We start from the raw sequence: 12,583 nt of genomic DNA, 5'->3' as shown, positions 1-12,583 counted from the left end.
CACTGGCCGTCCGTGGCGATCGCTGCGGCCATGACGGACACTGGGTCCGATGGCTACAGCGGGCAACGACGCGGCGGATCACCGCAACGCGGAATCCGACCCTCCGCTGACCGCCGAGCTTCTGGCCGACCTGCAGGCCGGCGTGCTCGACGACGCGGCCGCCGCCCGGGTCCGCCGACGAGTCCGCGCCGACCCGCGCGCCGCCGATGTGCTCGACGCGTTGAACCGGGTTCGCCGCGAGGTCGCCGCCCTCGGCGCCGATCCGGCCTCGCCACCCGACCCTCCCCCGCAGGTCACCGCCCGCGTCGCCGCGGCGCTGCGCTCCGCCGAACCCGTCGGGGCCACCCCGCGGGCCGCTCATTCGGCCCGCCCGCCGCTGCGCCCGGCCCGCGCCATCGCCGCGGTCGCCGGGTTGGGCGCGGCGCTGGCCGCGATCGGCGTCGGCACCGTGGCGTTGCTGCGCACGCCCGCACCCGCCCCCAGCACCCCTACCGACATCGAGCACATCACGGTGTCGACGCCGCCGATGCAGATCCCGCTCTCGCGCGCCGAGATCCTCGGCCTGCTCGACCGCAGCCCCGACTTCGGGCCGCTCAGCGACCCGGCCCGGCGCGCGTCGTGCCTGACCGGCCTGGGCTACCCGGCGTCCACGCCGGTGCTGGGGGCGCGTCCGGTCGCCATCAACGCCCGCCCCGGCGTGGTCCTGGTGATCCCCGGCGACAGCCCGCACGTCCTGACCGTCTACGCGGTCTCGCCGAACTGCAGCGCCGCCGACACCGGGCTGTTGGCCAACACCGAAGTGCCCCGCCCCTAATGTGGTGCAAGGGGTGCCGGCCGTGTTGTTCGCGACAGCGGGGAACAGCCATCCCTACCCTGGCGTTTATACCGATCCAGAGACCATCGCTCGAAAGGTTTTCATGACCGCCAACACTGTCCACGACGTGATCATCATTGGTTCGGGTCCCGCGGGCTACACCGCCGCGTTGTACACGGCGCGGGCGCAGCTGGCGCCGGTGGTGTTCGAGGGGACCTCGTTCGGCGGGGCGTTGATGACCACCACCGAGGTGGAGAACTACCCCGGTTTCCGCGACGGGATCACGGGCCCGGAGTTGATGGATCAGATGCGTGAGCAGGCGCTGCGGTTCGGCGCCGATCTGCGGATGGAAGACGTCGAGTCGGTCTCGCTGGCCGGTCCGGTCAAGTCGGTGACGACGGCCGAGGGTGAGACGGTGCGGGCGCGGGCGGTGATCCTGGCCATGGGCGCCGCCGCGCGGTATCTCGGTGTGCCCGGCGAGCAGGACCTGCTGGGGCGCGGTGTCAGTTCGTGTGCGACGTGCGACGGGTTCTTCTTCAAGGACCAGGACATCGCGGTCATCGGGGGCGGGGATTCGGCGATGGAGGAGGCCACGTTCTTGACGCGGTTCGCCCGCAGCGTCACGCTGGTGCACCGCCGCGAGGAGTTCCGGGCGTCGCGGATCATGCTGGAGCGGGCGCGCGCCAACGACAAGATCACCATCGTGACCAACAAGGCGGTCGAGGCGGTGGAGGGCTCGGAGACGGTAACGGGTTTGCGGTTGCGCGACACGGTCACCGGCGAGACGTCGACTTTGGCGGTCACCGGGGTGTTCGTGGCGATCGGTCACGACCCGCGTTCGGAGCTGGTGCGCGACGTGCTGGACACCGACCCCGACGGCTATGTGTTGGTGCAGGGCCGCACCACGGCCACCTCGATTCCGGGGGTGTTCGCCGCCGGGGACCTGGTGGACCGCACCTACCGTCAGGCCGTCACCGCCGCCGGCAGCGGTTGCGCGGCGGCTATCGACGCCGAACGCTGGCTCGCCGAACATGCCGAGTCCAGTGCGGCCGCGCAAGGCGATGCCACCGAATTCCCGGGCAGTACCGACACATTGATTGGAGCACCGCAATGACCGACGCCGAAAAGGCCAGCGCCACAATAGAAGTCTCCGACGCATCGTTTTCCACCGATGTGTTGGCCAGCAATAAGCCTGTGCTGGTTGACTTTTGGGCGACATGGTGTGGTCCTTGCAAGATGGTTGCGCCGGTGCTCGAGGAAATCGCCAGCGAGCGCGGCGATCACCTCACCGTCGCCAAGCTCGACGTCGACGCCAACCCGGAAACCGCCCAAAACTTCCAGGTGGTCTCCATTCCCACCCTGATCCTGTTCAAGGACGGCCAGCCCGTGAAGCGGATCGTCGGCGCCAAGGGCAAGGCGGCGCTGCTGCGTGAGCTTTCCGACGCGGTTCCCAACCTCGGCTGATCTTCTTTTCATTTCGTCGCACCACGCCCCGCGGATGGCCTGGGGTTTTCCCGAATTCACGAAGCGTCTGCGACAATACGGTTAGCTGTTGCCGCTATGCGAGCCAGTCAGTTTGTCCCGGAGGGCCCTTGGTATGTCGAGTCCGCGCCGCGAATACGGCGACGCGCTGCGCTGTGGTGACCGCAGCGCTGCTGTGACCGAGATCCGGGCCACGCTCGCCTCGTTAGGGCTGCTGGCCAGCGCCGATGAGGATCTCAGCACCGGCCGGCACGTGGCCCTGGAACTCTTCGACGCCGAGCTCGACCAGGCCGTCCGCGCCTTTCAACAGCATCGCGGCCTGCTGGTGGACGGCATCGTCGGGGAAGCGACCTACCGGGCGCTCAAGGAGGCGTCCTACCGGCTCGGCGCCCGTACGCTGTATCACCAATTCGGCGCGCCGCTTTACGGCGACGACGTCGCGACGCTGCAGGCCCGGCTGCAGGATCTCGGTTTCTACACCGGCCTGGTCGACGGCTACTTCGGGTTGCAGACCCACAACGCTTTGATGTCGTATCAGCGCGAGTACGGGTTGTCCGCCGACGGCATCTGCGGCCCGGAAACGTTGCGCTCGTTGTACTTTCTGAGTTCGCGGGTCACCGGCGGATCGCCGCACGCGCTGCGCGAGGAGGAGCTGGTCCGCCGATCGGGTCCCAAACTGTCCGGCAAGCGAATCATCATCGACCCGGGCCGCGGCGGCGCCGACCACGGCATGATCATGCAGGGCCCGTCCGGCCCGATCAGCGAAGCAGATGTGTTGTGGGACTTGGCAAGCCGGCTCGAGGGCCGGATGACCGCGATCGGCATGGAGACCTTCCTGTCGCGGCCGGTCAACCGCAGCCCGCTGGATGCCGAACGCGCGGCCACCGCCAACAATGTCGGCGCCGACCTGATGATCAGCCTGCGCTGCGAAGCTCAAAAAAGCCCCGCCGCCAACGGGGTGGCATCCTTTCACTTCGGCAACTCGCACGGCTCGGTATCCACCATCGGGCGCAACCTCGCCGACTTCATCCAACGAGAAGTGGTGGCCCGCACCGGTTTACGGGACTGCCGAACGCACGGCCGGACGTGGGATCTGCTGCGGCTGACCCGCATGCCCACGGTTCAGGTCGACGTCGGCTACGTCACCAACCCGCACGACCGCGCGATGCTGGTGTCCACCCAGACCCGCGATGCGATCGCCGAGGGAATCCTCGCCGCGGTCAAGCGGCTCTACCTGTTGGGCAAAAAGGACCGTCCCACAGGCACATTCACTTTCGCCGAGTTACTGGCCCACGAATTGTCGGTGGAGCGCACCAGCCAGATGGGCGGATCCTGAACCGCACCGGCCGCTAGTCGGGCGGGGCGGTTTTCAATGCGTTCGCCGGCGTGGACGCGGCCCCGACCGGCTGCTCGAGGCGGGCGCTCTCCAGCAGACGCTCCAGCGCCGCCTCGACTTCGGCCTTCCACCCGAGACCCTTGTCGAGCTCGAGCCGTAACCGCGGGAAGTACGTATGTGGCGCTACCACAACGAATCCCGCGTCTTTGAGGAACTCCGCGTCCATCACGCAGTGGTCCACCGAGCAATCACCGACAGCCTCCAACACCGGACGCAGATCGGGACCCACCAGGCGCGGATCCTGTAGCTCCGACGCGGCCGGGGTGCGGCCGAACGCCTCGAGGGCGCGCACCCCGCGACGGACCAGTTCGTCGATCACCCGGGCGAGCAAGGCGTGCGGCAGGTCGTCGGCGGCCGGCCCGGGTTCGATTCCCATGGACGTCAACAGCACCGCGTCCGCGGACACCGGTCCGGTCGGAAAACGTTGGGCCCGCGGCACCGCTCGCGGCGGGGCATAGAACACATAGCCCAGACACGGCGGCTCGGCCTGGCTTCGCTCGTCGGGGATCGCCGTCGCCACCTGACCGCAGCACCCCCACTCCAGCATCACCATCGACAGCCACGCTTCCTTTTCGAACTCGGCGTCGGCGAGGTGGTCGTGGTTACCGAGGACGGCGGGATCGACCTCCCAGAAGACGCACCGGCGGGCGTGTTTGGGAAGCTGCTCGAAGGCCTCGAGCCGCAGCGGCGTGATTCGGGCGGACACTAGCCTCCTGGCTCCTGTGCGGTACTGCAGCGATCTGCACCGGCAACCCCTCCAGGATAGGAGAGGTGGCGATGATCGGGCTAGCTTTGGCCCGGCCGCCCGGCCCGGCGCCGGCGGACCGCCGCCCGGGACGGATCAGCCCCTGTCGGATTTCGAAATTTGTTGGTGCACATGCGATTTCGCCGAGTCACCCGGCACCGGCCGGGCGGATTCGGGCCCGCACCGGTCGCGGCGTCACAGTGACGTAATTACACTGGGTCCTAGGTCACGGCTTCGGCGGGGCCATCACGTCGATGATTCGCTGTAGATCGTCCACGGACCCGAACTCGACCACGATCTTGCCCTTGCGTTTGCCCAGACTGACCGTGACCCGCGTGTCGAAGGCCGTGGAGAGCCGGTCAGCAACGTCTTGCAGGCCGGGCATCTGGATCGGCTTGCGCCGCGGCGGCGTCGGAGTCGTCGTGCCGGCCCGGTTGGCCAGGGTGACCGCCTCCTCGGTGGCGCGCACCGACAGACCCTCGGCGACGATCCGGGTGGCGAGCTCCTCCTGCGCCTCGGGGCCGGCTTCCAGCGACAGCAGCGCCCGGGCGTGACCGGCGGACAGCACCCCGGCGGCCACCCGCCGCTGCACCGCGATCGGCAGCTTGAGCAACCGGATCATGTTGGTGATCAGCGGCCGGGAGCGGCCGATGCGGGCGGCGAGTTCGTCGTGGGTGACGCCGAATTCGTCGAGCAGCTGTTGGTAGGCGGCCGCCTCTTCCAAGGGGTTCAACTGCACCCGGTGGATGTTCTCCAACAACGCGTCGCGCAGCAGGTTGTCGTCACCCGTCTCGCGCACGATGGCGGGAATGGTGGCCAGCCCGGCCTCCTGGGCCGCACGCCAGCGCCGCTCCCCCATCACGATCTGGTAGCGGGCGCCGCTGGCCGACTCCTTGATGGCCCGCACCACGATCGGCTGCAAAAGGCCGAACTCGCGGATGGAGTGCACCAGTTCGGCGAGCGCCTCCTCGTCGAAGACCTGCCGCGGCTGTCGGGGGTTGCGTTCGATGTCGGCCGGCGAGATCTCGCGGTAGACCGCACCCACGGGCGACGCCTCCTGCGGCGCCGGTCCCCCGATCAAGACGTCCGCGGCGGCGTCGCCCATCCGCGGACCCAGCGTCGCCGGGCCGGCGTCGCCCTCGGCGGGGCCGGTGGGAATCAGCGAAGCCAGGCCCCGGCCGAGGCCGCCCTTCTTACGTAACGGCTGCGTCATGGTCGTCCCTTCACGGATGCCTTCACGGGTGGTGGTCAATCACGCTCGGCGAGTTCGCGGCTCGCATCGAGATAGCTCATCGCCCCGCGCGACCCGGGGTCGTAGTCGATGATGGTCATGCTGTAGCCGGGCGCCTCGGACACCTTGACGCTGCGCGGGATCACCGTCCGCAGCACCTTGCTGCCGAAGTAGCGGCGCACCTCTTCGGCCACCTGGTCCGCGAGCTTGGTGCGGCCGTCGTACATGGTCAGCACCACGGTGCTCACTTCGAGCTGCGGGTTGAGGTGCGCCTTCACCATCTCGATGTTGCGCATCAGCTGCGACACGCCCTCGAGGGCGTAGTACTCGCACTGGATCGGGATCATCACCTCCGGGGCGGCGACGAGCGCGTTGATGGTCAGCAGCCCCAGCGACGGTGGGCAGTCGATGAAGACGCAGTCGAAGTCGAGGTTGTCCAGATCGGCCAGCGCGGTCCGCAGCCGGTTCTCCCGCGCCACCATGCTCACCAACTCGATCTCGGCGCCGGCCAGGTCGATGGTCGCCGGGATGCAGAACAGTCGCTCGTTGTGCGGGCTCTGCCGCAACGCGTCGTGCACCGACACCTCGCCGAGCAGGACCTCGTAGGACGACGGCGTACCCGACTGCCGATCCGTGATCCCGAGCGCGGTGCTGGCGTTGCCCTGCGGGTCAAGGTCGATGACGAGGGTCTTGAGTCCCTGCAGGGCGAGCGCGGCGGCGAGGTTGACGGCGGTCGTCGTCTTGCCCACGCCGCCCTTCTGGTTCGCGACGGTGAAGACGCGGCGATGCTTGGGCCGGCGCAGCGGCGGATAGGTGGTGTGCAGGATCCGCATCGCGCGCTCGGCCGCCGCGCCGATCGGGGTGTCGAATTCATCCGCTGTTTCACGTGAAACATTGGCCGGCGGCGGGGCGGGCGCGGCGGCGGATGACGGCGGCGCCGTGGTCGCGGTCGGCGGCGGGGATTCAACCGCCGACGCCCCCGGCGTGCCCGACGGGGCCCCCGGCCCAATGGGTGCCGCCGGGGTGTGCGTCGCGCTCGGCGCGTCCGGCCCGGGCGTCGCCGCGCCCTCCCGCGCCTCCGAAGAAGCCACCGGCCAATCTCCTGAAGAAGTCATCGGGTTCCGGCCTTCCCGGTCCGTGCCGACTTGGGGTGCGGCGGCTTTGCGCGTCGCGCTGAAACTACGGTTGCGGGGGGACGCAAATAGTTCGCGCCACATGTCACCACCCTGACATCAGCGGCGCCCGATGCTGTCATCACACGCCGGTATCGGTCAACTTCCTCCGCCGCCCGCTCCCCCTTGATGGCGAGCATCCGGCCGTCGTGGCGTAGCAACGGCATACTCCACTTCGTCAGCTTGTCCAACGCTGCAACCGCCCGCGACACCGCCGCGTCCCTCTCCCCGAACCGGTCCCGCACGGGCCGCTCTTCCGCGCGCCCGCGCACCACCTCGACGGCTAACCCTAGTTCGTCCACCACCTCAATGAGAAACTCGCTGCGCCGCAAGAGCGGCTCCAGCAATATCACCTCGAGATCGGGTCGCGCGATGGCCAACGGGATGCCGGGCAGCCCCGCCCCGCTGCCGATGTCGATGATCCGATCACCGCGGCCCAGGAGTTCGGCGACCGCCGCGCTGTTGAGGATGTGGCGGTCCCAGATGCGGTCGACTTCCCGCGGGCCGAGCAGGCCCCGCTCGACACCCGCGGTGCCGAGGACTTCCGCGTACCGCTGCGCGGTCGCGAGGCGGGGCCCGAACAGCGCCGCGGCGGACTCGGGTGCGGCACCGAGCTCCGTGGCGGGTGGCACCTCCGGACCGCCCGCAGCCGGCTCGACCGGACCGACATGTTTCACGTGAAACATCCCCTAGTTGGCGCGTGCACCTTCAACGTTCGGACGACCGCCACACGGCAGCGAACTACACTGCTGTAACTTCGGGCCGTCAGTCGTGCAGGACGACCACGCGTCGCGACGGCTCGACGCCCTCGCTTTCGCTGTGCACCCCGGGCACCGCCGCGACCGCGTCGTGCACGATCTTGCGCTCGAACGGGGTCATCGGCGCGAGCTCTTCGCGTTGCCCCGATTCGAGCACCCGCCGCGCCACCTTGTCGCCCAGCGCCGCGAGTTCCTCCCGGCGCCGCCGACGCCAGCTCGCGATGTCGAGCATCAGCCGGCTCCGCACGCCGGTCTTCTGGTGCACGGCGAGCCGGGTGAGCTCCTGCAGCGCATCGAGAACCTCGCCGCCGCGGCCCACCAACTTGTTCAGGTCGTCGCTGCCGTCGATGCTCACCACAGCCCGGCTGCCCTCGACGTCCAAGTCGATGTCGCCATCGAAGTCCAACAGGTCCAGCAGCTCCTCCAGGTAGTCGCCGGCGATCTCGCCCTCGGCGACCAACCGCTCCTCCAGGTCGTCGGCCTCGTCGCCGTCGGCCGGTTCCGGCTCGGCGGGCGCTGCGGTGTCGAGCTCGCGTTCGGTGGTGTCGGCGTCTGCCATGTCTTTATCTCCCTCATCCATGGGCCGCAGCCCAGTTAGGGTCGCCCTGCCGGGGCGGCCCCGATAGCTTGTCCGCCCCGATCAGCGTTTGCGCTTTTTCGGTCGCGCCCCGGGACGCGGGGTACGGCTCGGCCCGTCGCTGCCCCCGCCGGCTTGCCCCTCGGTGGCGCGGGCGTCCGGCTGCGCCGCGTCGGCATCCACACCGTTGCCCGCGCCCGCCTTGGGGCTGCGTTTCGGCTTGGCGCCCGGCGCCGGGGCATTGGCCGCGCGGCGCTGAATCGCTTCCTGCCTCTTGGCTTCGTCTTCCTTTTCGATCATGCCGAACACGTAGTGCTGCTGACCGAACGTCCAGATGTTGTTGGCGAACCAGTACAGGATGATGGCCAGCGGCAGGAACGGCCCACCGACCACCACGCCGAGCGGAAACACGTACAGCGCGAGCTTGTTCATCATCGCCGTCTGCGGGTTGGCGGCGGCCTCCGGGCTTTGGCGTGCCACCGACGCCCGGCTGTTGAAGTACGTCGCGACGCCGGCCAGGATCATCACCGGCAGGCCGACCGCGATCACCGCCGGGCGGCTGAAATACGTGAACGCGTCCAGCCCGGTGCGCTGGGTCATGAACGCGCCGATCGGTGCGCCGAACAAATTGGCGTCCAGGAAGTGCCCCACATCGGTCGGGGTGAAGACGTAGTTTCCGGTCAGCCGGTTCTGCACCACCGACAGGTGCGGTTGCCCGAACCCGCCGGTGGTTCGGTTGAACGACCGCAGCACGTGATACAGACCGAGGAACACCGGGATCTGGGCCAGCATCGGCAGGCAGCCCAGGATCGGATTGAACCCGTGCTCGCGCTGCAGCTTCTGCATCTCCAACGCCATGCGCTGCCGGTCCTTGCCGTACTTCTTCTGCAGCGCCTTGATCTGCGGTTGCAGCTCCTGCATCTGCCGGGTGGTGCGGATCTGTCGCACGAACGGCTTGTACAGCAGCGCCCGCAGGGTGAACACCAAGAACATCACCGACAGCGCCCAGGCGAAGAAGTTCGACGGCCCGAGCATGGCGGCGAACAACTTGTACCAGACCCACATGATCCACGACACCGGGTAGTAGACGAAGTCGAGGCTGAAGAAATCAAACAAGAGATCCACTCTCCCCTCGCGTCGCTCGGACCGCCCAAGCGTCGCTGGCATCTTGGCAATTCACCCGGCATCCGGGGCGCTCGGGGATCGGGTCCCAGCCGCCCTGGTGCCATGGTCCGCACTTGGCGAGTCTGGCCGCGGCCAGCCAGCTCCCCCGGATCAGGCCGTACTCGTCCAGCGCGTCCACCGCGTACTGGCTGCAGGTCGGAACGAAGCGACAGGTCGCCGGACGTAGCGGCGACACCATATGCCGGTAGAGCTGAATCAGGAAAATCAGTCCGCGGGCGACGGTTCGGCCGGCGCCGCGAATGGCCGCGCCCGACCGCGCCGGTCCGGTCACGGCCCGGTTCCCGCCGGCATGCGTCGCAGGCACCGCTGCAGTTCCTGCGCCAGGCGCGCCGACGACGCGGTCCGGCTGCCGGGCAGCGCGCGAATCACCAGCCGGTCGGATGGTTGGAGTTCGCCGAGCAGGGGCCGGGCCACGTGACGCAGCCGGCGGGCCACGCGGTGTCGTTGTACCGCCGTCCCGACGGCCTTCCCGACGACCAGCCCGACCCGTGGGCCCGCGGATTCGTCGTCGGGTTCGGAGTCGCGCCGGAGGTGGACGACGATGTCGGGCTGCGCCATGCGGGTTCCGTGCTTCACCGTCGCGTCAAACTCGGTTGACCGCGTCATGCGGTTGCGTGCGGGAAGCACCGCGAAAGACCTGACGTGCGATCAGGCAGAGAGCGCGCGGCGACCCTTGCGGCGCCGACCGGACACGATCGCGCGCCCGGCGCGCGTGCGCATCCGCAACCGGAAGCCATGCACGCGGGCTCGGCGCCGGTTATTCGGCTGGAAGGTCCGCTTGCCCTTGGCCACGACGTTCTCCTCGTTGTTTGCCGTCCGGCCGCTCAGACGGTTCGCTTCGGGCTCGTCTGCGGTTCGACCGGAGGGTGGTCTTGCTGCTCCTGGCCGGCGCGGTCCCCAAGTGGTGCTGGGTCGCAGCCGTATCGCCGACTTTCGGGCGACTGTTTGAGGGTACTGACGAGCCTTCGCCTGGTCAAACCTGGCCTGCCGCAACGCAGCCGCGCCGGCCGGTACCGAGATTTCGCATTCCGCTCCCGCCGGCCACTCGGGTCAACTAACCTACCGAGCCGAAGCAAGCCCCAGTCACCCTAAACGACCGGATTGGAGTACAGCGGAACGGTTGGCAGCCGCACGGAAAACTGTTAGCTTCTGCCAAGTCGTTTTAGACTACGAACAGCGCTCGACAACGAAGCGAGGATGGTAGATCAACTAGCTGCCTAGACAACCTTTTTCGGGTTTTCTTCCAGCGCGGAGATCGCGGGCCGTCGCCGGTAGGTTGTGGCTCGCATACGATCATCCTGTCCACACCTGTGTATAACTATGTGGACAGTTGTTTTGTCGCCAAGCGTGAGTTGTACTTCGACCCGGGACGTTCGAGAACCAGGGAGATGCGTCGTTGGCCGATGACCCCGGTTCAAGCTTCACCACGGTGTGGAATGCGGTCGTTTCGGAGCTAAACGGCGAGCCCGTCGCCGACGGCGGTGCCGCCAACCGCACGACTCTGGTCACTCCCCTCACCCCTCAGCAAAGAGCGTGGCTCAATCTGGTCCGCCCGCTGACCATCGTCGAGGGGTTTGCTCTGCTGTCGGTGCCGAGCAGTTTCGTGCAGAACGAGATCGAACGGCACCTGCGCGCCCCGATCACCGACGCGCTCAGCCGCCGCCTGGGTCAGCAGATCCAGCTGGGGGTCCGCATCGCTCCCCCACCCGACGACGTCGAGGATGCGCTCATCCCGCCGGCCGAGCCGTTCCCCGACACCGACGCCGCCCTGTCCGCCGACGACGGCGCCGACGGCGAGCCGGTGGAGAACGGGGAGCCGGTCACCGACACCCAGCTCGGCTGGCCCAACTACTTCACCGAGCGGCCGCACGCCATCGATCCTGCCGTCGCCGCCGGAACGAGCCTCAACCGCCGCTACACCTTCGACACGTTCGTGATCGGGGCGTCCAACCGGTTCGCGCACGCCGCCGCCCTGGCCATCGCCGAAGCACCGGCCCGCGCCTACAACCCGTTGTTCATCTGGGGCGAGTCCGGTCTGGGCAAGACGCACCTGCTGCACGCCGCCGGCAATTACGCGCAGCGGCTCTTCCCCGGCATGCGGGTCAAGTACGTCTCCACCGAGGAATTCACCAACGACTTCATCAACTCGCTGCGCGACGACCGCAAGGTCGCCTTCAAGCGCAGCTATCGCGACGTCGACGTGCTGCTGGTCGATGACATCCAGTTCATCGAGGGCAAGGAAGGCATCCAGGAGGAGTTCTTCCACACCTTCAACACGCTGCACAACGCCAACAAGCAGATCGTCATCTCCTCCGACCGGCCGCCCAAACAGCTGGCCACCCTGGAAGACCGGCTGCGAACCCGGTTCGAGTGGGGCCTGATCACCGACGTGCAGCCCCCCGAACTCGAAACCCGCATCGCGATCCTGCGCAAGAAGGCACAGATGGAGCGCCTGGCGGTGCCCGACGACGTGCTGGAACTCATCGCCAGCAGCATCGAGCGCAACATCCGCGAACTCGAGGGAGCCCTGATCCGGGTCACCGCGTTCGCCTCGCTGAACAAGACCCCGATCGACAAGTCGCTGGCCGAGATCGTGCTACGCGATTTGATCGCCGACGCCAGCACCATGCAGATCAGCGCGGCCACCATCATGGCCGCCACCGCCGAATACTTCGACACCACCGTCGAGGAACTGCGCGGGCCGGGCAAGACCCGGGCGCTGGCCCAGTCCCGCCAAATCGCGATGTACCTGTGCCGCGAGCTCACGGATCTGTCGCTGCCCAAGATCGGGCAGGCCTTCGGCCGCGACCACACCACGGTGATGTACGCCCAGCGCAAGATCCTGTCCGAGATGGCCGAGCGACGCGAGGTGTTCGATCACGTCAAGGAGCTCACCACTCGCATTCGTCAGCGCTCCAAGCGCTGAATCACGCCGCGGCCCCGGCCTTTCCGGCCCCCGGCCCGGTTTTTTTCAACCCCGGCCCGGAATTTTTTCGAGAAACTTCTCACCCGTGTGTCACACCGGTCACACCCAGGGCATGTGCGCAGAGCTGTGCACAACACCGGGAGGCAGCGGTGTAGTACCACCGCGTGCGTGCACAGCCCGCGTTCGTCCCCATCGGCTCAACATGTCACCCACAGCCGCCCCCACCGTGATCCACACCCCGGCGCACCGCGCGAGCTGCGGCGGGAGACCGCTGTCCCCAAAATCCACAAGCCTTAT

Annotated in this window: 14 protein-coding genes; 5 read left to right on the top strand and 9 right to left on the bottom strand. The window is 68.2% G+C overall.

From position 1 onward, the window contains the following. Window positions 1-49 precede the first annotated feature (49 nt). The 4 genes from NF20_RS22535 (at window position 50) to NF20_RS22520 (ending at window position 3,632) form a co-directional block, all read left to right on the top strand. Complete coding sequence (locus NF20_RS22535; RefSeq protein ID WP_033712220.1) at window positions 50-814, top strand: hypothetical protein; 765 nt, start codon at window positions 50-52, stop codon at window positions 812-814. Between the two features lie 103 nt (window positions 815-917). Further along, the gene (gene trxB, locus NF20_RS22530; protein WP_033712217.1) at window positions 918-1,928 is read left to right on the top strand and encodes a thioredoxin-disulfide reductase; all 1,011 of its coding nucleotides are present in this window, start codon (window positions 918-920) and stop codon (window positions 1,926-1,928) included. After that, the gene (gene trxA, locus NF20_RS22525) at window positions 1,925-2,278 is read left to right on the top strand and encodes a thioredoxin (RefSeq protein WP_003874359.1); all 354 of its coding nucleotides are present in this window, start codon (window positions 1,925-1,927) and stop codon (window positions 2,276-2,278) included. Before trxB ends, trxA begins: the two co-directional genes overlap by 4 nt. Window positions 2,279-2,411: 133 nt before the next feature. Next, window positions 2,412-3,632 (top strand): N-acetylmuramoyl-L-alanine amidase, encoded by a 1,221-nt coding sequence (locus NF20_RS22520; protein ID WP_033717515.1) that lies wholly within the window; start codon window positions 2,412-2,414, stop codon window positions 3,630-3,632. 13 nt (window positions 3,633-3,645) lie between these two features. Here NF20_RS22520 and NF20_RS22515 read toward each other — a convergent pair whose 3' ends face one another. The 9 genes from NF20_RS22515 to rpmH all read right to left on the bottom strand — a co-directional run bounded on the left by NF20_RS22515 (window position 3,646) and on the right by rpmH (window position 10,152). Beyond that, window positions 3,646-4,398 carry a hypothetical protein gene (locus NF20_RS22515; RefSeq protein WP_003874361.1) on the bottom strand — a complete coding sequence of 251 codons (753 nt, stop codon included), beginning with the start codon at window positions 4,396-4,398 and terminating at the stop codon, window positions 3,646-3,648. A 265-nt stretch (window positions 4,399-4,663) separates the two neighbouring features. Beyond that, entirely contained in the window at window positions 4,664-5,650 is a 987-nt protein-coding gene (locus NF20_RS22510) for a ParB/RepB/Spo0J family partition protein (RefSeq protein WP_003874362.1), read from the bottom strand. Between the two features lie 35 nt (window positions 5,651-5,685). After that, complete coding sequence (locus tag NF20_RS22505; RefSeq protein ID WP_224189014.1) at window positions 5,686-6,783, bottom strand: ParA family protein; 1,098 nt, start codon at window positions 6,781-6,783, stop codon at window positions 5,686-5,688. Then, window positions 6,780-7,526: a 16S rRNA (guanine(527)-N(7))-methyltransferase RsmG gene (gene rsmG, locus NF20_RS22500; RefSeq protein WP_019733255.1), complete on the bottom strand. Its 747-nt coding sequence runs from the start codon at window positions 7,524-7,526 to the stop codon at window positions 6,780-6,782. The genes NF20_RS22505 and rsmG overlap by 4 nt, the downstream gene beginning before the upstream one ends. Window positions 7,527-7,605: 79 nt before the next feature. Then, window positions 7,606-8,157 carry a protein jag gene (locus NF20_RS22495; protein ID WP_003876775.1) on the bottom strand — a complete coding sequence of 184 codons (552 nt, stop codon included), beginning with the start codon at window positions 8,155-8,157 and terminating at the stop codon, window positions 7,606-7,608. An 81-nt stretch (window positions 8,158-8,238) separates the two neighbouring features. Beyond that, entirely contained in the window at window positions 8,239-9,300 is a 1,062-nt protein-coding gene (yidC, locus tag NF20_RS22490; RefSeq protein WP_019733256.1) for a membrane protein insertase YidC, read from the bottom strand. Next, window positions 9,284-9,631 carry a membrane protein insertion efficiency factor YidD gene (gene yidD / locus NF20_RS26890; protein WP_003876776.1) on the bottom strand — a complete coding sequence of 116 codons (348 nt, stop codon included), beginning with the start codon at window positions 9,629-9,631 and terminating at the stop codon, window positions 9,284-9,286. Before yidD ends, yidC begins: the two co-directional genes overlap by 17 nt. Next, window positions 9,628-9,987 (bottom strand): ribonuclease P protein component, encoded by a 360-nt coding sequence (gene rnpA, locus NF20_RS22485; RefSeq protein ID WP_019733257.1) that lies wholly within the window; start codon window positions 9,985-9,987, stop codon window positions 9,628-9,630. Before rnpA ends, yidD begins: the two co-directional genes overlap by 4 nt. Before the next feature lie 21 nt (window positions 9,988-10,008). Continuing rightward, a complete protein-coding gene (gene rpmH, locus NF20_RS26885; protein WP_003874369.1) occupies window positions 10,009-10,152 on the bottom strand; it encodes a 50S ribosomal protein L34 in 144 nt (47 codons plus the stop codon). A gap of 604 nt (window positions 10,153-10,756) precedes the next feature. On the opposite strand from rpmH, the gene dnaA reads away from it, so the two are divergent. Then, the gene (gene dnaA, locus NF20_RS22480) at window positions 10,757-12,286 is read left to right on the top strand and encodes a chromosomal replication initiator protein DnaA (RefSeq protein WP_019733258.1); all 1,530 of its coding nucleotides are present in this window, start codon (window positions 10,757-10,759) and stop codon (window positions 12,284-12,286) included. The last annotated feature ends 297 nt before the right edge of the window (window positions 12,287-12,583 follow it).

It is taken from the genome of Mycobacterium sp. MAC_080597_8934, from assembly GCF_000523975.1.
In the GTDB taxonomy this organism is placed as follows: Bacteria; Actinomycetota; Actinomycetes; order Mycobacteriales; family Mycobacteriaceae; genus Mycobacterium; species Mycobacterium avium.
Note: the sequence above shows the minus strand (reverse complement) of the source record. Positions and strands in the feature narration are given on the sequence as shown.

Bases quoted from the DNA above. Each gene is read 5' to 3' on its own strand.
- NF20_RS22535 (WP_033712220.1), top strand. From the start codon at position 50: ATGGCTACAGCGGGCAACGACGCGGCGGATCACCGCAACGCGGAATCC.
- trxB (WP_033712217.1), top strand. From the start codon at position 918: ATGACCGCCAACACTGTCCACGACGTGATCATCATTGGTTCGGGTCCC.
- trxA (WP_003874359.1), top strand. From the start codon at position 1,925: ATGACCGACGCCGAAAAGGCCAGCGCCACAATAGAAGTCTCCGACGCA.
- NF20_RS22520 (WP_033717515.1), top strand. From the start codon at position 2,412: ATGTCGAGTCCGCGCCGCGAATACGGCGACGCGCTGCGCTGTGGTGAC.
- NF20_RS22510 (WP_003874362.1), bottom strand. From the start codon at position 5,650: ATGACGCAGCCGTTACGTAAGAAGGGCGGCCTCGGCCGGGGCCTGGCT.
- NF20_RS22505 (WP_224189014.1), bottom strand. From the start codon at position 6,783: ATGACTTCTTCAGGAGATTGGCCGGTGGCTTCTTCGGAGGCGCGGGAG.
- rsmG (WP_019733255.1), bottom strand. From the start codon at position 7,526: ATGTTTCACGTGAAACATGTCGGTCCGGTCGAGCCGGCTGCGGGCGGT.
- NF20_RS22495 (WP_003876775.1), bottom strand. From the start codon at position 8,157: ATGGCAGACGCCGACACCACCGAACGCGAGCTCGACACCGCAGCGCCC.